Origin of the sequence: Niallia sp. FSL W8-0635 (assembly GCF_038007965.1) — a bacterium.
Taxonomy (GTDB): Bacteria; Bacillota; Bacilli; order Bacillales; family Cytobacillaceae; genus Niallia.
The window spans coordinates 2,629,943-2,651,131 of record NZ_JBBOYD010000001.1 but is presented as its reverse complement, the minus strand read 5'-3'; the positions used below and the strand labels follow the sequence as shown (position 1 = coordinate 2,651,131).

At 34.1% G+C, this 21,189-nt stretch carries 18 protein-coding genes and 1 pseudogene; 16 read left to right on the top strand and 3 right to left on the bottom strand.

Translation table 11 applies throughout. From position 1 onward, the window contains the following. The first annotated feature begins 3 nt into the window (after positions 1 to 3). From NYE52_RS12750 to NYE52_RS12740, 3 genes are all read left to right on the top strand, one after another. Positions 4 to 363, top strand: coding sequence for an ArsR/SmtB family transcription factor (locus NYE52_RS12750; RefSeq protein WP_341193407.1), 360 nt, complete (start codon positions 4 to 6; stop codon positions 361 to 363). Positions 364 to 377: 14 nt separating this feature from the next. After that, a complete protein-coding gene (locus tag NYE52_RS12745) occupies positions 378 to 1,676 on the top strand; it encodes an arsenic transporter (protein ID WP_341193406.1) in 1,299 nt (432 codons plus the stop codon). A 74-nt stretch (positions 1,677 to 1,750) separates the two neighbouring features. Next, positions 1,751 to 3,394, top strand: coding sequence for an FAD-dependent oxidoreductase (locus tag NYE52_RS12740; protein WP_341193405.1), 1,644 nt, complete (start codon positions 1,751 to 1,753; stop codon positions 3,392 to 3,394). A gap of 174 nt (positions 3,395 to 3,568) precedes the next feature. Here NYE52_RS12740 and NYE52_RS12735 read toward each other — a convergent pair whose 3' ends face one another. Beyond that, entirely contained in the window at positions 3,569 to 4,126 is a 558-nt protein-coding gene (locus NYE52_RS12735) for a GNAT family N-acetyltransferase (RefSeq protein ID WP_341193404.1), read from the bottom strand. Positions 4,127 to 4,526: 400 nt separating this feature from the next. Between NYE52_RS12735 and NYE52_RS12730 the strand changes: the two genes are divergently transcribed. After that, the gene (locus NYE52_RS12730) at positions 4,527 to 4,865 is read left to right on the top strand and encodes a DUF4870 domain-containing protein (RefSeq protein ID WP_341193403.1); all 339 of its coding nucleotides are present in this window, start codon (positions 4,527 to 4,529) and stop codon (positions 4,863 to 4,865) included. Between the two features lie 9 nt (positions 4,866 to 4,874). On the opposite strand, the gene NYE52_RS12725 is transcribed toward NYE52_RS12730, so the two are convergent. Then, positions 4,875 to 5,438 (bottom strand): YdcF family protein, encoded by a 564-nt coding sequence (locus tag NYE52_RS12725; RefSeq protein WP_341193402.1) that lies wholly within the window; start codon positions 5,436 to 5,438, stop codon positions 4,875 to 4,877. 125 nt (positions 5,439 to 5,563) lie between these two features. Here NYE52_RS12725 and NYE52_RS12720 point away from each other — a divergent pair, with 125 nt between their 5' ends. The 7 genes and pseudogenes from NYE52_RS12720 to NYE52_RS12690 all read left to right on the top strand — a co-directional run bounded on the left by NYE52_RS12720 (position 5,564) and on the right by NYE52_RS12690 (position 14,796). Continuing rightward, positions 5,564 to 6,349 carry a hypothetical protein gene (locus NYE52_RS12720; RefSeq protein ID WP_341193401.1) on the top strand — a complete coding sequence of 262 codons (786 nt, stop codon included), beginning with the start codon at positions 5,564 to 5,566 and terminating at the stop codon, positions 6,347 to 6,349. Between the two features lie 280 nt (positions 6,350 to 6,629). After that, positions 6,630 to 7,928, top strand: coding sequence for an NCS2 family permease (locus NYE52_RS12715; RefSeq protein ID WP_341193400.1), 1,299 nt, complete (start codon positions 6,630 to 6,632; stop codon positions 7,926 to 7,928). A gap of 252 nt (positions 7,929 to 8,180) precedes the next feature. Further along, on the top strand, positions 8,181 to 9,416 hold the full coding sequence (locus NYE52_RS12710; protein ID WP_341193399.1) for an EAL and HDOD domain-containing protein: 1,236 nt from the start codon (positions 8,181 to 8,183) through the stop codon (positions 9,414 to 9,416). A gap of 271 nt (positions 9,417 to 9,687) precedes the next feature. After that, complete coding sequence (locus NYE52_RS12705; protein ID WP_341192715.1) at positions 9,688 to 10,980, top strand: IS110 family transposase; 1,293 nt, start codon at positions 9,688 to 9,690, stop codon at positions 10,978 to 10,980. A gap of 666 nt (positions 10,981 to 11,646) precedes the next feature. Next, the gene (gene dapF, locus NYE52_RS12700) at positions 11,647 to 12,633 is read left to right on the top strand and encodes a diaminopimelate epimerase (protein WP_341193398.1); all 987 of its coding nucleotides are present in this window, start codon (positions 11,647 to 11,649) and stop codon (positions 12,631 to 12,633) included. A 239-nt stretch (positions 12,634 to 12,872) separates the two neighbouring features. Continuing rightward, positions 12,873 to 12,977 (top strand): annotated as a pseudogene (locus tag NYE52_RS12695) (DNA-binding response regulator); the annotation flags it as partial. Between the two features lie 889 nt (positions 12,978 to 13,866). After that, positions 13,867 to 14,796: an ATP-dependent DNA ligase gene (locus NYE52_RS12690; RefSeq protein WP_341193397.1), complete on the top strand. Its 930-nt coding sequence runs from the start codon at positions 13,867 to 13,869 to the stop codon at positions 14,794 to 14,796. A 40-nt stretch (positions 14,797 to 14,836) separates the two neighbouring features. On the opposite strand, the gene ligD is transcribed toward NYE52_RS12690, so the two are convergent. Next, on the bottom strand, positions 14,837 to 16,036 hold the full coding sequence (ligD, locus tag NYE52_RS12685; RefSeq protein ID WP_341193396.1) for a DNA ligase D: 1,200 nt from the start codon (positions 16,034 to 16,036) through the stop codon (positions 14,837 to 14,839). A gap of 204 nt (positions 16,037 to 16,240) precedes the next feature. On the opposite strand from ligD, the gene ku reads away from it, so the two are divergent. From ku to glpK, 5 genes are all read left to right on the top strand, one after another. After that, a complete protein-coding gene (gene ku / locus NYE52_RS12680) occupies positions 16,241 to 17,074 on the top strand; it encodes a non-homologous end joining protein Ku (RefSeq protein WP_341193395.1) in 834 nt (277 codons plus the stop codon). Between the two features lie 62 nt (positions 17,075 to 17,136). After that, positions 17,137 to 17,784 carry a phosphatase PAP2 family protein gene (locus NYE52_RS12675; protein ID WP_341193394.1) on the top strand — a complete coding sequence of 216 codons (648 nt, stop codon included), beginning with the start codon at positions 17,137 to 17,139 and terminating at the stop codon, positions 17,782 to 17,784. A 90-nt stretch (positions 17,785 to 17,874) separates the two neighbouring features. After that, positions 17,875 to 18,435: a glycerol-3-phosphate responsive antiterminator gene (locus NYE52_RS12670; protein ID WP_341193393.1), complete on the top strand. Its 561-nt coding sequence runs from the start codon at positions 17,875 to 17,877 to the stop codon at positions 18,433 to 18,435. Positions 18,436 to 18,736: 301 nt separating this feature from the next. After that, positions 18,737 to 19,555: an MIP/aquaporin family protein gene (locus NYE52_RS12665; protein ID WP_341193392.1), complete on the top strand. Its 819-nt coding sequence runs from the start codon at positions 18,737 to 18,739 to the stop codon at positions 19,553 to 19,555. A 26-nt stretch (positions 19,556 to 19,581) separates the two neighbouring features. Next, positions 19,582 to 21,072 carry a glycerol kinase GlpK gene (gene glpK / locus NYE52_RS12660; RefSeq protein WP_341193391.1) on the top strand — a complete coding sequence of 497 codons (1,491 nt, stop codon included), beginning with the start codon at positions 19,582 to 19,584 and terminating at the stop codon, positions 21,070 to 21,072. Positions 21,073 to 21,189 lie beyond the last annotated feature (117 nt).

The window sequence follows — 21,189 nt, the reverse complement described above, 5'->3', positions numbered from 1 at the left end:
AAAATGAGTGAAAAAGACCAATCTTTAAAAGAACTATCTTTAATAGACGTAGCAAGTGCTTTAAAACTATTAGGTGATAAAACAAGACTTGCTATCGTAAGCTTACTGTCTGAACAAGAATGCTGTGTATGTGAATTTGTAGAAATTTTTAATATGTCACAACCAGCAATCAGTCAGCATCTTCGTAAAATGAGAGATTTGGGAATTGTAAAAGAACAAAAGAAAGGTCAGTGGGTTTTTTATTCATTAAATAATGAAAGTGACTATTACGAAATAATAAAAGATCTATTGAAGCGCATTCCAAGTCAGCGTGAAAAAATCGATGGATTAGACGAAAGAGGATTTAGAATTATCTGTGATTAATGGAGGTTTACAATTTGCTACATACAATTTTGGCAATTATTATTTTTTTATTAACATTAACTTTGGTTATTTGGCAGCCGAAAAACCTTTCCATAGGATGGTCTGCTTGTGGGGGAGCAATATTAGCATTACTGGTAGGTGTAGTTGATTTTAATGATGTTGTAGATGTAACTGGGATTGTTTGGAATGCTACACTTGCATTCATCGCCATTATAATAATCTCATTAATATTAGATGAAATTGGATTTTTTGAATGGGCCGCACTTCATATGGCTCGAGTTGCGAATGGCAACGGGCTTAAAATGTTTATATATGTTTCTCTATTAGGAGCAATCGTTGCAGCACTTTTTGCAAATGATGGGGCCGCGCTTATTTTGACACCAATCGTTTTAGCAATGGTACGTGCATTAAAGCTTGAAGAAAAAATGGTTTTTCCATTTATCATGGCAAGTGGATTTATTGCGGATACCACATCCTTGCCTTTAGTAGTAAGTAATTTAGTTAATATTGTTTCGGCTGACTTCTTTGGGATAGGATTTGTTGAATACGCATCAAGAATGATAATTCCTAATATGTTCTCTTTAATAGCAAGTATCTTTGTGTTATATCTATACTTCCGTAAGAGAATTCCAAAGACGTATGATTTAAGCCATTTAAGGGCTCCAGTAGAAGCGATTAAAGATCAAAAAATGTTCCGCATTTCTTGGATAATCTTAACCGTCTTACTTATTGGTTATTTTGGTAGTGAATTTTTAGCCATTCCTGTATCGTTTGTTGCAGGGATTATCGCAATCATTTTTCTTATTTTTGCAAGAAGAAGTCAAGCAGTATCTATTAAGAATGTCATGAAGGGAGCACCATGGGCAATCGTTTTCTTTTCAATTGGAATGTATGTTGTCATCTATAGTCTTCGTAATGTTGGATTAACTAGTCTGCTTTCAACTGTTATACAAGGAGCGGCAGATCAGGGATTGTTTGTTGCGACTTTGGGAATGGGATTCCTTGCTGCTATTATATCTTCCATTATGAATAATATGCCAACCGTTCTTATCGATGCTCTAGCAATAGCAGATACAAATGCAACAGGAATAATAAAAGAAGGGTTAATATATGCTAATATAATTGGCTCTGATTTAGGACCTAAAATTACACCGATCGGTTCATTAGCAACTTTATTATGGCTTCATGTACTATCTCAAAAGGGTGTGAAGATTTCATGGGGAACCTATTTTAAAACAGGAATTATCTTAACTATTCCTACCCTTTTCATTACTTTAATTGGCTTATATTTGTGGCTTTCTTTCCTATCCTAGGGAGGCAAGTTATTATTTTTCATAATAAAAGAGATTTAAAGAGATAAATCAATTTATTGTCCTAGGAGGATAACATGAAAATTATCATTATTGGCTCTGTAGCAGCCGGTACATCAGTAGCAGCAAAAGCACGTAGAAATGACGAAAATGCGGATATCACCCTTTATAATGCTGATTATGATATATCCTATTCTGTTTGTGGTATTCCTTATTTCTTAGGTGGAGAAATTGAGGAATTAGAAACGTTAACACCAAGAAATCCAGCTTGGTTTAAAAAAAGATATAATGTAGATATTTTTATCCGACATGAAGTGACCACAATCGATGCAGATCAAAAAAAAATACAAGTGAAAAACTTAGAAACAAATGAAGTAAAAGAGGATGACTATGATGTATTAGTATTTGCGACTGGGGCATCACCAATTACTCCTGCAATTAATGGGGTAGAGAAAAAACATGTTTTTCAAGTTCGAACCATTCAAAATACAGCAGCTATTGATCAATTTATAAAACAGATGCAGCCGAAAAAAGTAACGATTATTGGGGCAGGATATATAGGCTTAGAAATGGCAGAGCAGCTTAAAATTAGAGGATTAGATGTAACGTTAGTACAAAGAAGTAATCAAGTTATGTCCCATCTAGATAAAGATATAGCTTCACGTGTAGAGGAGCACCTAGTAAAAAAAGGGGTAAATCTCGTTTTAAACGAGGAAGTATCTGCTATAAATGAAAAGGAAATATACACAAAATCAGGAAGAGTAATGAAAACAGATATGGTCATTTTAGCAATAGGTGTCCGTCCTAATACCCAATTAGCAAAGAAAATGGGCGTGAATATTGGTCAATCAGGCGCTATCGTTGTAAATAGTAAAATGCAAACGAATATACCAGATGTATATGCTGTAGGAGATGTTGCAGAAAGTTATTCCTTAATAACGGGGAAACCACTATATCGTCCATTAGGTAGTACGGCCAATAAAATGGGAAGGATAGCTGGAGATGTAATAACAGGTGGAACATTAGAACATCGAGGCATTTTAGGCACAGGTATTCTTCGCGTTTTTGACTTAGCTGTTGGACAAACTGGTATGAATGAAACGGAAGCATTGGAAGAAGGATATGATATTGAAATATTACATAATATCAAGCCTGCTAGAGCAGAGTATCTTGGTGGAAAAGAATTGATCATTAAGGCAATTGCAGATAGAAAAACAGGTAGAATATTAGGTGTACAAATAGTTGGACAAGAAGGGGTGGATAAGCGAATTGATGTTTTTGTAACAGCAATTACATTTAAAGCGAAAGCGGAAGATTTATTTCATCTTGATCTTGCTTATGCACCACCATTTAGTACAACAAAAGATCCGGTTATGTATACTGGAATGGCGCTACAGAATGCTATTGAGAAGAAAAATAAATTAATTACACCTAGTGAGTTAACTGATAGAATGGAAAAAGGGGAAGAAATTCAGGTCATTGATACACGTGCTACAAAACAATATCAAGTTTCATGTGTGGAAAGTGCCATTAACATACCTCTTGGAGAGTTGCGTGAAAAATCGAAGGAAATTAATCCGAACTTACCTACCATAACGTATTGTAATAGTGGTGTGACAGGAAATGCCGCACAAAATGTTTTACGCAATTTGGGATTCACCGACATCTATAATTTATCTGGTGGGAATAAGAATTATCAACACTATAGGAAGAATAAGTAATAAATTTTAAACAGACGAAGGATCTTTAAGGTATATGCTTAAAGGTTCTTTTTTTTAGTATTCACACAGAATGAAAGATATACAGAGCAAAATAAGCAAAAAATGAAATAAGATCAGTGGATAGATATTTGCTATCACTGATCTTATTAGGTTATTGGAAGTTGGCTAATGTATTTACGCCTCTCTGAGATCATTTGTACTCTCTTCATTAGTTTGACGTAAAGTATAAAGAGTAAATAAATCTTTAGGAATTTCAAATAGTTGATAAGTAATACCAGTACTATTTAATGCTTGTAAAAGGTTACTCCTTGTTTCATTGGCAGAAATGGCATAAGGAAGCTTTTCAGCAGCTTTTAGTGAACGGGTATTATTGCTTCTAATTCGCATTAATATGCTATCAATATTTAGTTCAAAGAACGCTTCCGAAAAGAATAGTTCCTTTGCTAATTTATTATATCCTTTTCCATGATAGGGTTTCCCTAACCATGTACCAAGAAAACCAATATTTTCATTAAGATCATATAAACTAATTGTACCAATCGGATTTTGCCATTCATCCAATATAGTTCTTGAAATTAGCTCTCCTCTTTCTTCTGCTTCCATTGTTTGTTTGGTTAGAAAGAGGTATTCTTCATAAGAATTAGGTTTCTGACGAACAAATGGAAAGACATCAGGATGCGTCATTAAAGGATATAATGCTTGGCATTCCTCAAGATCTCTTTTCTTTAACATAATAATCCCTCCATATTTGAGGGCAGAATTAACTCCAGACAAAGAAAAGTCCACCCTCGAAATTTTTAATCCATTTGAAAAAAAATTTCGGGGTGGGAATCGAACCCACTAGAACCAATACGGTGGCGCACCATTTGCCTTCCCATCTTTTATTATTATCTCATGATAACAAATTACTTTTCTATATCATACAAAATTACGTTGAAATTGAAAATAGGAAAATACAAACAAAATGTAAAAAATTTATGAACAATTGTAAAGAAAAAGGAAAATAAATAGTTATTTTAGTAAGAAAGCATATTTTACATAATCGGACAAATATTAAATGAAAATGAAACATTTCATTTAATCAATCGTATATAATAATATAGCAATTATTATTACTATTTGGAGGTTTCTAATGGATTTCAAAAAAGATGTATCATCAACAGATGATAGAATTTTTGCAATGTTGATTTACGTATCTAGTTTCTTTACTACTTTTATCGGACCATTAATTATTTGGCTCGTGAAAAAGGATTCTCCTTTTGTTAATTATCATGGGAAAGAATATTTCAATTTCTTAATTTCTTATGCGATTTATTCCTTTATTGCCTGGATTCTTGTATTTATCATTATAGGAATGGTTATTTTACCTATTATTGGTATAATGGCTTTTGTATTTACAATTATCGCAGCAATAAAATCCTATGAAGGACTAGAGTACCATATTCCATTAACAATTCGTTTTATTAAATAGTCCATTTGACTATAGTGTTACATGCATTTTAAGAATAGCAGCATATTCCCTTAAATATAATACGAACTTTACTGATTTTGGTGTATTTGCAGCTAGGGGATATGCTGTTATTTTAAGTGTTCTTGCCATTTCTATTGCTCTATATAAATGGAAATCATTACTCACGATAACCGCTTCCTTAACGGAAAATAGCTCCTTTGTAAATAGTAAGTTTTCATAGGTGCTTATGGATTGATCCTCTATAAGAATACGATCTTCTGGGACTCCGTTCTCCATAAAATAATGCATTAAGGCAGATGCTTCTGTCATATCCTCACCTTTCCCTTGTCCTCCTGTTACCACTATTATTGTCGATTGGTTATTTTCCCAATAGTTTAAAGCTGTTTCTGCTCGATAAAGAAGGGCCTTCGAAAGCTGATTTCCATTTACCTTTGCTCCTAATACAATCAAATAAGGTACGTCATTTGGTGGGCTCATAGATGCCGCCTTATTAATTTGCATATAGGTAAGGACTATATAGGTAGAAAATAAAAATAGTAGGTAGGTTAATAGAATAAAAATTATTTTTTTCAAAAAAGTCTCCTCCAATTAATCATAGATTTGTATGGAAATTAATAGAATAGATACTAAAGATTTAAAATACGCACAAACTCACAATTCTTTCTTGTGATAAGAATGGAAATGAAGGAGCTTTCGTTATGAATATAGAAAAATATTACAAATATACAGCCGTTTCAGCCTTAAATGCTAGTTTATTTAGTTGCATACCAATGTTTCTTTTCACTGTGCTGTTTATTTTTAGTCATTCTAGTATTACATATTTTTTACTTTTAATGCCATTTGGATGTTATAGTGTGACTTGCTATAGTCAGTATTACTTACATAAACGAAGATTTGAAAGAATGGATACATTACTTGAACATGGTCAAATAAAATCGATTTTAAAAACGAAGACAGTTGTTTTATCATTTCTTCCAGCACCATCGTTACGTATGATTGTCTTCGATAGGGACGGGATTGAGATTGGAGAAATTAAAGACGAAAGATTTTCGGTAGTTCGCTGGTATCTTCCATTTATCTTTGATCGATTTCATACAAAATCATATGGGTTTTATAACACAAACGACGAGCTTCAATATACTTTTACGATAAAAAGAAAAAAGATAGAGATAAAAAATAAGGATAAAAAAATAATTAGTAAAATAATAGAACAGAAAACAAGAAGAAGTTCATTAAGGACTTTTTTATATGGTGATCATTCTATTGTGATGAAAAAAAGCTTTGGACAAATGGAATATCATTTTAAGAAGAAAGATGGATATGTTATAGCACATTTGAGAAAAGGGTGGATGCCAAAAGAATGGTCAAAGCGTTTTATGGATCCCAATTTACCTTTATTGACAATTGATCATCATGCGTCTGATAAAGAAGTAATTCATCTTTATGCTTTACTGACAAAAATATTTGCTTATACAAATCATTAATTTCTCAAATGGACGTATGGAGGATGGAAAAAGTTTCACTTACTTGAAACAAATTGCCGTATAAGAATAATTTACTATGAAATAGAATAACAAAAAGAGAAAAGTAGGAAAAAGTAAGTATTTTATCCTAAAAAATATTGGCAAAGTAATGGTAATCTGCTATCATAAATTCTTGTGGCTACCCTAGTAAATGATAAAAGTCATGTCAATTTCTGACAGGATTTTCTTGTGTTTAGGGGAAGCGGGTAGGGAGAGGGCTATAACTAAATAGGTATTTCAGATGAAAGATTATATTTTTTCATTTTTTCAGCTAAAGGAAAGCCAAACAACCATTAAAAGGGAAGTACTGGCAGGGATTATTGGATTTTTCACAGTCGTATACATTGTGGTAGTAAATTCGTTAATTTTGGCAGAAGCAGGAATTCCGTTAGAAGCTGCAATAATTGCAACCATTCTTACTTCTGTTGTAGGTTGTTTTTTAATGGGGTTTTACGGAAATGTCCCAGTTTTGCTTGTTCCTGGTATGGGCATAAATGCTTTATTTTCTTATACGATTGTAAAATCAATGGATTTGACTTGGCAAGAAGCTTTGGCAGTAGTATTTGTCTCAGGCATTCTGTTTATGATTGTTGCCTTTACGAAACTAGCTAAGATTGTGAGTGACTCCATCCCCGTTTCTTTAAAAGAATCGATTACGGTTGGATTAGGTCTATTTCTAATGTTAATTGGTTTGGAAAAAGGCGGGATTGTAGAAAGAGGAACAAATTCCATTATTGCATTGGGGTCTTTTAATGATTTACATGTATTAGCAACGGTAATCACATTTTTAATAAGTATTGTTTTATTTTTAAGAAATGTGAAAGGAAACTTCCTTATTACGATTATTGTTGGGACACTCATTGCTTGGGGATTTGGCTTAATTGATTTTAGTGGCGGAAATAGTCAAGCTATTCATGTTGAAGAGTATTTAAATGTGTTTGGCCATATGTCTTTTGATAAACTACTAACGATTCCATTCTGGATTGCTGTATTTTCTCTAACAATGGTGCTTGTTTTTGAGAATATTGGACTGGTAAATAATCATGTGCAAAATATTAATAGACCAGAACGTTTTACAAAAGCTTTTCGAGCTAATTCTATTTCTGTATTTCTTTCCAGTTTTTTTGGCACAAGTCCAACTGTAGCAACAGTGGAAAGCTCTGCAAGTATGACTGCAGGTGGAAGAACTGGGTTGACAGCGGTAACAACAGGAATTTTATTTCTTTGTTCTGCGTTTATTATCCCTGTCATTAAGTTAATTTCAGACAGTGCTATAGCGCCGATTTTAATTATTATTGGAGGATTAATGCTACAAAATATCCGTAACCTGGATTTAAAGGATTTAAGTGAAAGTTTTCCGAGTTTCTTTATTATCGCCATGATTCCATTTACCTACAGTATCGCTGATGGGATGGCAATAGGATTTATTCTTTACCCAATTTTGAAAATAGCATTAGGTAAAGCGAAAGAAGTTTCACTACCTTTGTATTTTATATCCTCACTGTTTTTGATTAATTTTGTTCTTCAATATACACATTAATCAAAGACAAAGTTCCATCCTTTATGTTAGAAGGTATTTCTTCTTTATGATGGCTTGTTAGTATACATACTAAAAGCCATCATAAAGGATGGTTCTTATCATCATTTATAAACTGCAACTTAGATACCCCTAAAATAAATCAAAATAAGACAATTAAATCGATAAAATTTGTTATCTAACACTCAAGGTTCGACAACCTTCTGCTTGTAAATTTATTAAAATGACAATAAATAGATTGACGGAGGTAAAGGAATGGAAGTTTTTGTGGCGAGACAGCCACTATTTAATCGAATGGAAGAAGTTTATGGATATGAATTACTTTATAGACAGAATAATATCAATTCATTTCCAAATGTGAATGGTGATCAGGCGACTACGGACGTCCTTATTAATAGTTTCTTTAATATTGGAATGGATAAACTGTCAGATGGAAAGCCTTGTTTCATTAATTTTACAGAAAATTTATTAGAATTAAGGCTACCTACATATTTTCAACCAAGGGATATTGTAATAGAAATTCTAGAAACAGTTATCCCTAGTCAAAAAATAATCGATATTTGTTTAGAACTTAAACAATTAGGCTATAAATTAGCCTTAGATGATTTTATTTTTGACAAAAGCAATCGATACTCCTACTCGTTATTACTACTAGCAGATATGATTAAAGTCGATTTCCAGCAAACGACAATGGAGCTACGGACAGAATTGGAAACGTTGGCAAAAAAACATGAAATTGAATTGATTGCTGAAAAACTTGAAACGAGAGAGGATTATGAACAAGCTAAAAACAGTGGCTATCATTATTTTCAAGGCTACTATTTTTCAAGACCGTTGATTATGACTTCTCATGATGTGCCAATTTATATTCATACGTATTTCAAAATATTGGAACTGTTGAATGATGAAAGTCCAAATATTGATCGTATATCAAAATTAATTGAACAGGATATATCCTTGTCCTATAAACTATTAAAATTAATAAATACACTAGGTTATGGGATGAAACAAAAAGTGACTAGTATTAAACATGCCATTATTTATATTGGGCTTATAGAGCTTCAAAAATGGATTTACATCCTAACTATTCGTGAAAATAATTGGAAGAATGGTATCTCTTTTGAAGTTATGCATAATTGTTTAATCCGTTCCAAAATGTGTGAATCGGTAGCAAAGCTAATTCCAGGAAGATTGGAATATGGCAGTTTTTTTTTAACAGGAATGTTTTCTCTTATGGATACTATTATGAATAGAGAGAGGAAAGAGATTCTTTCCGATTTACCATTAGATGAAACGATTGTTCAAGCATTATCAGGAGAGAAAAATATCCAACGAGATGTGCTTCAATTGGTAATTGCTGCGGAAACGGCTGACTGGACAAGTATTGGTCATGGTTGTAAAGACTTAAATATTCCGGAAAAAGAATTATTTAAAGTATATGCAGAATCCATTTCGTGGGCAAAGAAGCTTTTGGATGATGATTATTTATAATGTTGATATATCCTCTTAATTAAGTTCAAGCTTTTTATAGAAAGGCTGTTTTCGTAAAGTTTGTTGCTATGAGCCGCAGCCTGAATACACTCCGCTTTCCGTGGGGCTCGCGCTGAGCCGCGGTCTGCTTCCGCCTGCAGGGTCTCAGGCTGTCTCGCTAATCCCACAGGAGCATTCCTGTGAGGTTAGTTTTAGGGGCTTGCATAAAAAAAGATCCTCCGATATGATGCATGTATCAACGCCAATCAATACGCATCAAGGAGAATCTACTATGAATAATAATCGTAATCAACGAATAAATCAAGTCACTAATTCTACTCTTATCTTGGGCATTGATATAGCCAAAAGAACTCATTATGCTTGTGCAGTGGATGATAGAGGACGGGAATTAAGTAAATCATTCTCCGTCCAACAGTCTAATCAAGGCTTTCAACAATTTTATATTCACTTACATCAATTGTTGAAAAAACATCAAAAAAAGGATCTTTTGATTGGTTTTGAACCTACTGGTCATTATTGGATGAATCTCGCTGCATTTCTTGCCTCCAAAGGCATTCGTTACGTCATTGTCAATCCCTTACATGTAAAACGATCGAAGGAATTGGATGACAATCTCCAAACTAAGAATGATAAGAAAGATGCGAGAGTTATTGCCAAATTAATCACAAACGGCTATTTTAGTCACATTCGCAAGCTGGAAGGAATAGAAGCAGAACTTAGACAAGGATCTTCTATTCGGGGGAGTGTGAAGAAAGAAATAGCGAAAGTAAAAAACCAGATCATTCGATGGACAGACCGGTATTTCCCTGAATTTCATACTGCTTTTAAAGAGTTAGGAAAGAATGCCTGTGCGGTGTTAAAACAGACGCCTTTACCAGTAGACTTAGTAGGACGGGAAGTAGAAGAGTTGATCACTTTCTACCGAGATAAAGAACATCTTGCCTATCCAGCAAGACCCAAAATAGCCAAGTTAATAAAGGCTGCAGAACAATCCATCGGCTTAAAAGAAGGCGTTGAAATGGCACGAATGGAAATTGTTATGTTGATACAAAAATATGAACTATATACAAATCAGTTAGAAATAGTGAATCAAGAGTTAAAAGAAATGGTGGAAAACCTAGCAGAATTCCACTATCTCTTATCGGTTCCAGGTATTGGGGAAGAGACAGTGATTGATTTACTGTCAGAAGTAGGATCTCTCCAGAACTATCAACATCCACGCCAGCTCATAAAATTAGCGGGATTAACATTACGAGATAATTCTTCTGGAGAGTATATTGGTCGAAAAAGTCTTTCAAAGCGAGGAAGAAGAAAGCTACGATCTCTTCTCTATCGGGCAGTACTACCTTTAATCCGAAACAATAAGGTCTTTCACGATTTATATCAATATTATATTACTAGGACAAATAATCCACTAAAGAAAAAAGAGGCACTTGTTATACTCTGTAGTAAACTATTGAAAGTTTTTCATGGGTTAAGTCACCATAAAGTTTTATTTGATGGAGAACGGATGAGAAAGGATCTTTCCGTACTCCAACCCAAACTTATCCAAGGTAGAGCTTAATTAAACAGTTATTCACAAGATGACACAATAGCTGGCTTATAAAAAGACATACGACTTAGAGTCCATACAGGAGCAGAATGCCAGCCTCTACCTTATGATGAGACCAAACGAAGGAATGTAAGCGCGCGACGCTAAGAGACATGGGAGGGTACGTTCTCATAAGAATAGTAGAGACCAAAGTGCATCGAATAATGTACATTTGTTAATTAATTCCTATTGACTCTAGCGTAGCGTCCTCTTATTTTCCAGTTATTTAAAATAATGGGCAAAACCACCTGTGATAAGTCTGAAATAAGTTTAAAAAAAATTTTTTATTTCACAAATAATCAACTACAAACGTTGGTATATCAACTTTTCCGGAGGGAGTCTACGTGTATTCAGGCTGCTCAGATATCCTCATTAATTGATTTTTTCTATTGAGATAGCAACAATCTTTTAGAAAACAGCCTATAGAAAAAAATGAATTTTCCCCCTATTAGCAGCTAACGGTATTTAGATGGAAGCATCAGGGTGACCATTTATATGAAGCCTTAACGACATTACTAAAAAGTTGTTAAGGCTTTTTTGTTATTATTCATTTTTTATAATAGTAAGAATTGATTGCAGGTTAGGAACAGGAACAGTAAAATGAAAGAAGATTGAAATTATCTTGGAGGAATTGGGAAAATGAATATTAAAATTACAAAATGTCATGGTAGTGGAAATGATTTTTTAATTATAGATGAGATTTCAGATGCTTATCAATTTTCAGAAGAAGAAAGAGCAGAATTAGCTAAAGCACTATGCAACAGAACATCTTCCTTAGGTGCAGATGGAATCCTTTATGTAATGCCAAGTCAAGTAGCTGATGCAAGAATGAGAGTGTTTAACGCAGATGGATCAGAGGCATCTATGTGTGGAAATGGCATTCGTTGTGTTGCTCGTTATGTATGTGAATTGCTTCAAGTGGAAGAGGCTTTGATTGAAACGATGAAAGCTAATTTAGAAGTGAAAAATGAAGCAGAAATTTATCCTAATATTCCTACCTATTTGGTAGAAATATCACCCGTTTCCTTTCAAACTAAAGATCTTCCATTGTATGTAGAAACAGATACACTACTGAATGAGAAAATTCCAGGACTGCATGAAGATTTGCTATTTACTGCTTTAGCAGTACCAAATCCGCATTTAATTACCATTGTGAATAAGGATGTTCTTGATTCTAATGTACAAGAAATATTAAGTAAATATGTGAATGGTGCAAATGAATATTTTCCAGACGGAGTTAATGTTAGCTTTGTTTCGATATTAGAAAAAGGTAGTATTTATGTTCGAACATATGAAAGAGGAGTTGGCTTCACTAATGCATGTGGAACCGCTATGAGTGCATCAACTCTTGTATCCATATTAAATGGTTATAACGAAGAAAATCGCTATGTTGATGTATATAATAATGGTGGAAAAGTTCGTTGTTATGTTCATCATCAAGATAATCAATATCGAATTGATTTAATTGGAAATGCCACTTATGTTTTTCATGCAGTGGTATCTATAGATTGGGATGCAATTGAAAGCTTCGAGGTTGGAGAAAAGACTTATTACGAAGAAGAAGCTATTCAATATAAGAAACTACAAGATGATGCAAAAAAATATGTAGAGGATCATTTAAAGTAAAAGATCGAATAGTATGCTCCAATAAGTATCGGATGAAAAGGTTAGGCGTATTATAACGAAGTCACATTTCGTTATAATACGTACTGACCTTTTTTCTTGCATAAAGTAAGGCGGAAGAAAGAGGGATAGTGTTGGTTTTTTATTATTATTGAATTTGCTAATGGACAGTAACGAGATAAATATGGCTGACTTTAAGCCTATTGTGCCATAATGGTATCTGATACAAGGAGTGAATAATGATGCAAAAAATTATGATTGTTGAGGATGACCCAAAAATTGCAGAACATTTGAGAACACATATTGAAAAATATAATTTTGTGGTGAGATGCGTGATGGATTTTGACCTTTGGCATAGCAATCATGTCAAGTCTTCTGTCATTCGTAATGCCGTTTTGAGTATTGAAGGTTCGTACTTATCGGTAGAGGGAGAAGGCAAAGTACCTAAGTTGAAAAATAGACGGAAAAATTTCGCTTATTTAGTAATTATTATTAAAAAAGGCTTAAATAGACGGAGAGATTCCGCCTATTGCCACAAAAAATACGAAAAAGGGAGCTTTTGCTTTGCATAATCGGAATACCTTCCCTTATTTACCCCAAAACAAGCATCATTCTGCATTTAACCGGAAAACTTCCGCTTATTTTCCATTTGCCGGTGACTCGACTCAGGACAAAACACCTTATTTAAAAGGGAGTGAGTCCAAGAGAACCTCATTTTAATGCATGACGGTGAACCGTATTAAAAGTATGTGGTGAGGCTTTATATAAATAAGGATTTTCCATTTTAGATACCAATAACGATTCCCACGCCACTCGCCACTGTCAAATCGGCACATATTTTAAGAAAAGCACCTCAAAATAGAATTCTTAGACATTTTGTAAGGAGCTTTTTCCTCTTCTTAATCCATTAAGCTGAATGATGGTCTCATCATCTCAAATGGATTAATTAAAACTCTAAATGAATATGAATATTACTGTATATTATTTATCTATTAGTAAATGGTAAGAATAAAAAGGATAGGCTGTTTTCAAAAATTTGTTGCTATGACCCGCTTCCTAAATACACTTCGCTTCCCATGGGGAAATGCTTAATCCTCCACAGGCATCACTAGCGCTTCTCCACTCGCTAATTCCTTTGGTGTATACGAGTATTCAGGCTGTTCCGTATTTCTAATCCATTTAATTTCCTATTGAAAAAGCAACAATCGTTCAGAAAACAGCAAAAGGATAAAATAAATGAAGCCAATAAAGCCATTTGAACCAATTTTAACAGATGTCATTCCAAAAGGTGATCAGTGGATTGCCCAGGTGAAATGGGATGGTACAAGGATAATCACCTATTACGACGGAGATAAAACACTATTATTTAACAGAAAGAAAAACGAAAGAACGCAACAATATCCAGAGCTCCTTCAAACAAGCTCTTATATTCGACTTAAAAATTGTATATTAGATGGGGAAGTGATTGCTTTTCAAGATGGGAAGCCTTCCTTTTATGAAGTAATGAAGCGTGATCGTGTTAGAAATGTAGCGAGAGTGAATCGATTGCAGGAAGAAGTTCCGATAACATATATGATTTTTGATATACTTTATGCGGATGACCAATGGCTATTAGACAAGCCGCTACATGAAAGACAGTGTATTCTACAAGAAAGCATTATAGAAAATGAAGTAATTCGTCTTGTAGAAAGTTTTTCGGATACAGATGGTTTATTTAAGGTTTGCGAGGAGCATCACCTCGAAGGAATTGTCTGTAAGGACCTGGAAAGTACATATGTATTAGACGGAAAGGATGCAAGATGGAGAAAGCGGAAAAAGGAACAAGATCTTATCGCTGTTGTAGGTGGAGTTACATTGAAAAATAAGACTGTCCATTCCCTTCATCTTGGCCTTTTTGATAAGGTAGGTAATTTAATATATATAGGAAGTGCAGGTTCTGGAAAATTAACTGCAAAGGACTGGAGAGCAATTACAAAAGCAATTGAAGAAATCGTAATCAAAGACAATCCATTCTTTCATTCAATTGATGTGAAGGATGGTGTATGGTTAAGGCCGGCACTAACTGTGAAAATTTCCTTTCTAGAATGGACGGATGGCAGAACATTAAGACATCCAGTAATAGAATCATTTGTTACTGTCCCTATTGAAGAATGTAAACTGGAATAATAGGAATAGGGAGTTGACCTAATCGAGGAAACTCCCTTTGTTATTTTTGCGTTTTAGTTAATACATCGAGAACTTGACGAAATGGCTGTTTTTCTTTTGCTTCAAAATAAGTAGAAAAAGGATTTATCCCTTTTTCCAATCTTTGAAGGACAACTGTCATAGAAAATTGACTAGGGTGTAAATTATTTGTTAGTTCCTTCCATTCGATTGGACATGCAACATATCCTCCTTTGTTTCCGCGAATAGAATAAGGGGAAATAATCGTTTTTCCTTCACTATGCTGGATATAGTCAATGTATAATCTGTTTTTTCGATTCTTTTTTAATCGTTCAATTGTGAAGAGTTCTGGTTTCTCTTCTATCATATAATGCGCAATAAATTCTGTGAAAAGCCGCACTTCCTCGTAAGAGAATGTTTTTTCAGGAAGTGGCAAATAGACCTGAATGCCTTTATTACCGGAAATTTTTAAAAAGGACAGTAGTTGTAATCGATCAAGAATTTTTTGCAGAACTTTTGCTGCTTCAATTGCCATATGAAAATGGTTACTTGAAGGTGGGTCAAGGTCAAACACAATTTCTGAAGGCATGCTATTTGAATAGATTGTTTCAAATGGGATATGGAATTCAAATGCTAATTGATTTCCCAACCATAAAAGAGTTTCTATATTATTGCAAACAATATATTCAATGTCCTCCTTTCTATATGTTTCAATAAAGGTAGGAGCATAATCTGGGCATTGTTTTTGATAAAATGATTCCCCAAACATACCATGGGGAAAGCGAATGGTTGTCAATAACCTATTTTTTAAAAATGGTAGGAAATAAGGACTTACCTCCTTTAAATAAAAAATATAATCAAGTTTCGTTATATTCAAATCGGGAAAAAGGGGTTTGTCAGGATGCGTGACTGTAGTACTATCTGATGCAAGTAAATGTTCTAATGTACATTCTTGCCAATTTTGATTAAATAAAAATTTAGAGAAAACAGGATTGATTAATTTTTGGTTTTTAAATGAGGCAAAATGTAGTTCAACACAAATTCCTGGATCCATATGGTAAAAGTCTTCGTCTTGATCCTTGTAATGTTCTTTTATGATATCTAACAGGGCGGTTTTTTCCTCTTCTTTTAACCCTTTTTTAAAGGAGCCAACAGCTATGATTTCCTTATTTAATCGGACGCTAACGCCAAAGCTCTCTGTTTTTTTATGATAATTACTTATAAAAAATGAAGCTGTATACATAAGTTTATCCTCCTAATAATCATTCCATAATAATAGTATTACCTTGTGATGCTGCTAGGTATGAATGATGTGTACTACCAATAATTAAATGGTATGAAAAACACAGGGAAACACAATGTAATAATAGGTACAAAGATGATTCATTTTGCTTATTTTTCAATGCATTATCGAAAAGATGGAACTAAAAGAGAATGGAGATAAACTATGCATACAATGTGGAAAGGAAATATAAGCTTTGGACTAGTGAGTATACCGATTAAATTACATTCTGCAATTGAGGATAAAGATATTAAGTTAAGAACGCTTCATAAAGCGTGTCATGCGCCAATTAAATATGAAAAGAAATGCTCTGCTTGTGAAAAAGAAGTTGGGCCAGAAGAAATTGTGAAGGCATATGAATATGCAAAAGGAAAATATGTAGTGCTTGATGAAGAAGATTTGGAAAAACTTCGCAAAGAAAATGAGGATAAATCAGTAGAGATTATTGATTTTGTGAAAATGGAAGAAATTGATCCCATTTATTTTGAAAAGTGTTATTATATGTCTTCAGGTGAGGGTGGGAATAAGGCATACGCATTATTAAGACAAGCTTTACTTGAAACAGGTAAAGTTGGTATAGCAAAAATCATTATTCGTTCGAAGGAGCAGTTAGCGATTATTCGCGTTTATGAAAATACACTCGTGATGGAGACTATTCACTTTCCAGATGAAGTGCGCAAGGTGGAAGATGTTCCAAATGTACCGGCCGTTAATCAAATAGAGAAAAAAGAATTAGAAACAGCCATTTTATTAATCGATCAATTAACAACAGAATTTACACCAGATAAATACACGGATGAATATAGAACAGCTCTTCTTGAATTAATTGAAGCGAAAAAAGCCGGTGAAGAAGTAGTTACAGGTACAGATAAGCAACAAAAATCGAATGTCATGGATTTAATGGCTGCACTCCAAGCTTCGATTGATAATACAAAGCCCCAAAAAATCGAAGAAAAGAAGAAGAAGACAACAAGAAAGAAAGTGGCTAAAGAAGCTTGAAAAGTGAAAGGGGAAAGCTTGGATTAACCAAGCTTTCACCTAAGAAATAGCGAGGAGTTTATATGGAAAGAAAAATAACTTTAAAATATATAATGATGATGATTGCTATTATCCTTGTTTTTAGTAGCATTTTTTATGTGATCGCAAAGCTAGTTAGTAGTTCGGATATCCTATCATTTGACAATACAATTATCGATTTTATTCAGTCATATATTTCAGAGGATTTAACAATATGGGTAGAACGAGTGACTTTTTTAGGGTCCGTATCTTTTATAACAACTGCGATATTAATAATTACGATTCTTTTGTTATGGAGGAAAAAATATGCTTTAGCAATCTTTTTTATTACCGCAAATGGTTTAGGTGCACTCTTAAATAAACTGCTTAAATGGTTTTTTAAAAGAGAGCGTCCAGATATTTTGCCTGTTATAATAGAGAAAGGCTATAGTTTCCCAAGTGGACACTCGATGGGCTCCCTTATATTTTTTGGCTCATGTGCCTATCTATGTATACATATAGTGAAATCGACTGGGAGCAAAATTATAGCATATATTATTGCTTGTCTTTTTATCGTTCTCATTGGTGTTAGTAGAATATATTTAGGCGTCCATTATCCGACGGATGTAGTAGGCGGATATTCGATAGGGATTGCTTATTCAGCAATTTGTATTTTAGCTTTTCGTTTATATGAATTTAGAACAAAGCGATAAATGTTTTTTCTAGAGGGATAGTGTAAATATAGAGAGACAGGCTTACTAAGTTTTGAATAAAGGGAAAAAGTCAATTATGGGGGAAGAAAAATGAATCAGCATATTATACCTGCATCATCAAATATGAAGGAATTTGAAGCTTTCTTAAAAAGTGATTATGAAATTGGTGTATTTTTGGAGGTGCACATTTCACAATTAAAGCATATTAGCCTTCTTGCTAAAAAAGCAAATAAGAAAATGATTTATCATGTAGATTTAATTCAAGGTTTGAAAAGTGATGATTTCGGGACAGAATTTATATGTCAGGAATTTAAGCCTTATGGGGTTATTTCTACAAAATCATCGGTAATTTTAAAAGCAAAGCAGAAAAATGTGGTTGCTATTCAAAGGGTATTCCTGCTCGATAGTCATGCAATAGCGAAAAGTCTTAAACTCGTCCAAAGAACGAATCCGGATTATATTGAAGTTCTGCCTGGGATGATGCCTTGGATGATAACGGAAATTAAAAAACGTATAAATGTACCAATACTTGCTGGGGGATTGATTCGAACAAAGGAAGATGTTAGAAAAGCAATCGAAGCTGGTGCGACAAGTATTACTACTTCAAAAAAAGAGTTATGGGAAGAGATAAAGTCAAAGGGGAATAAATAAATACTGTTTCTATAGTATAAATGGTAAAAAAATAATTGACAGTTCGATGGTAAGCGTTTACAATGAATTTACAAGTTAATTTATTGTGTAGGAGAAAAGGAGATGCACGCAGGGAGCCATAATTTATTATTGGCTGTTATCTGTCGTGCTCTCCTTTTTTTGCGCATTTATTAACCAATATCACTCTCTACTTTAAGTGAAATGTGATTTAAAACAATTCTAAATTAGTATAAAATGGTAGTTGTTTTTGATTACATGTAAAACTAAAAAAACGGAGTGAAAAATGATAAGGGGGATTAGAATGTCTGCTTTTATGGGAGAAGTTATTGGAACAATGATTCTAATTGTATTTGGCGGCGGGGTCGTAGCAGGTGGGAATTTAAAGAAGGCGTTCTCAAATGGCGGTGGTTGGATTGTTGTTACTTTAGCATGGGGATTAGCTGTGACAATGGGTGTGTTTGCTGTTGGAAGTATCAGTGGTGCTCACCTAAATCCAGCCGTTACGATTGCCCTTGCAATAACAGGCGATTTTGCATGGAATCAAGTAGGACCCTATATTTTAGCGCAAATGTTTGGTGCTTTTTTAGGGGCATGTATTGTTTATCTGCACTATCTTCCGCATTGGGGTGCAACAAAGGATCCAGGAGCAAAATTAGCAGTGTTTTCAACTGGTCCTGCGATACCACACACTTTTTCCAATTTATTAAGTGAATTAATTGGAACTTTTATGTTAGTTCTAGGATTGTTATTTATCGGCGCAAATAGTTTTACTGAAGGTCTTAACCCGATTGCTGTAGGTTTATTAATTGTAGTAATTGGTATGTCTTTAGGTGGCACAACAGGATATGCAATCAACCCAGCACGAGACCTTGGACCAAGAATTGCCCATTTTGTGTTGCCGATTGCAGGAAAAGGGACATCGAATTTTAGATATGCGTGGATACCAGTTGTTGGTCCAATTCTAGGTGGTTCACTAGCTGCAATTGTATATACATATCTTTTTAAAGGCGTTATCCTATCTAGTTTCTGGGTAGTATTAGCGATAAACGCAATAGTATTATTGCTTGCATTTTTTATGACAAAAGAGGAAAGTAAGAGTATGAATCAAAAGGCAGCGTAACTATTGGTATAAGGGGAGGAATAAACATGGAGAAATTTATTTTGTCATTAGATCAAGGAACAACAAGTTCAAGAGCGATTATTTTTAATAAAAAAGGGGAAATTGTGCATGTTGCACAAAAAGAGTTTACGCAAATCTTTCCAAAGCCAGGTTGGGTCGAGCATAATGCGAATGAAATATGGGGTTCGATATTAGCGGTTATTGCAACCGTTTTATCCGAATCAGATATTAAGCCAGAACAAATCGAAGGAATCGGTATTACTAATCAGAGGGAAACGGCAGTAGTATGGGATAAGAATACTGGTGTTCCTGTTTATCATGCGATAGTATGGCAGTCAAGACAAACGAATGGAATTTGCGAGGAATTGAAAGCGCAGGGCTATAATCAACTTTTCCGTGATAAAACAGGACTGTTAATTGATGCCTATTTTGCAGGTACAAAGGTTAAGTGGATACTAGATAATGTTGAGGGTGCTAGACAAAAAGCTGACAATGGAGATTTATTATTTGGGACGATTGATACTTGGCTTATCTGGAAATTATCAGGTGGAGAAGCGCATGTAACAGACTATACAAATGCATCACGTACATTAATGTTTAACATTTACGATTTAAAATGGGATGATGAATTGCTTGAAATATTAACTGTTCCAAAATCTATGCTGCCAGAAGTAAAACAATCTTCAGAAGTTTATGCACATACGGTAGAAGGACATTTCTTTGGGAACAAAATTCCAATTGCAGGAGTAGCAGGAGATCAGCAAGCTGCTTTATTTGGTCAGGCTTGCTTTGAAGCTGGGATGGCAAAAAATACGTATGGAACAGGCTGCTTTATGTTAATGAATACCGGTGAAAAAGCAGTGAAATCAGATCATGGGCTATTAACAACAATTGCATGGGGAATAGATGGGAAAGTTCATTATGCGTTGGAGGGAAGTATTTTTGTTGCAGGATCTGCTATCCAATGGCTTAGAGACGGTTTAAGAGTAATAAAGGATGCTAAAGATAGTGAAGATTATGCAAGCAGAGTGGAATCTACTGATGGAGTCTATTTAGTACCTGCTTTTGTAGGACTTGGAACCCCTTATTGGGATAGTGATGTAAGAGGAGCAATGTTTGGTGTAACAAGAGGAACGACCAAGGAACATTTCATTCGTGCAACATTGGAATCTCTTGCGTATCAGACAAGAGATGTTCTATCTGCTATGGAAGCTGACTCAGAAATTCAGGTAAAGACTTTAAGAGCAGACGGTGGAGCTGTTCGCAACAATTTCTTAATGCAATTCCAAGGGGATATATTGAATGTTCCTGTAGAAAGACCAGTTGTAAATGAAACAACGGCTTTAGGAGCAGCTTATCTTGCTGGTTTAGCAGTTGGCTTCTGGAAGGATCAAGAGGAAATTGCTGAACAATGGAGTTTGGATCGTTCATTTGAGCCAAAAATGGAGGAAGACCAAAGAGAAAATTTGTATAAGGGCTGGAAGAAAGCTGTTAAAGCAACAATGGCTTTTAAATAAAGAATTATTATCACCTGATTTATGAGAAATATAGCTTCTTAGAATAATATAAATACTATGAATATATAGATTAATATGTTATAATAAAATTAAGTTAATAATTTTGTCTGGAGAATC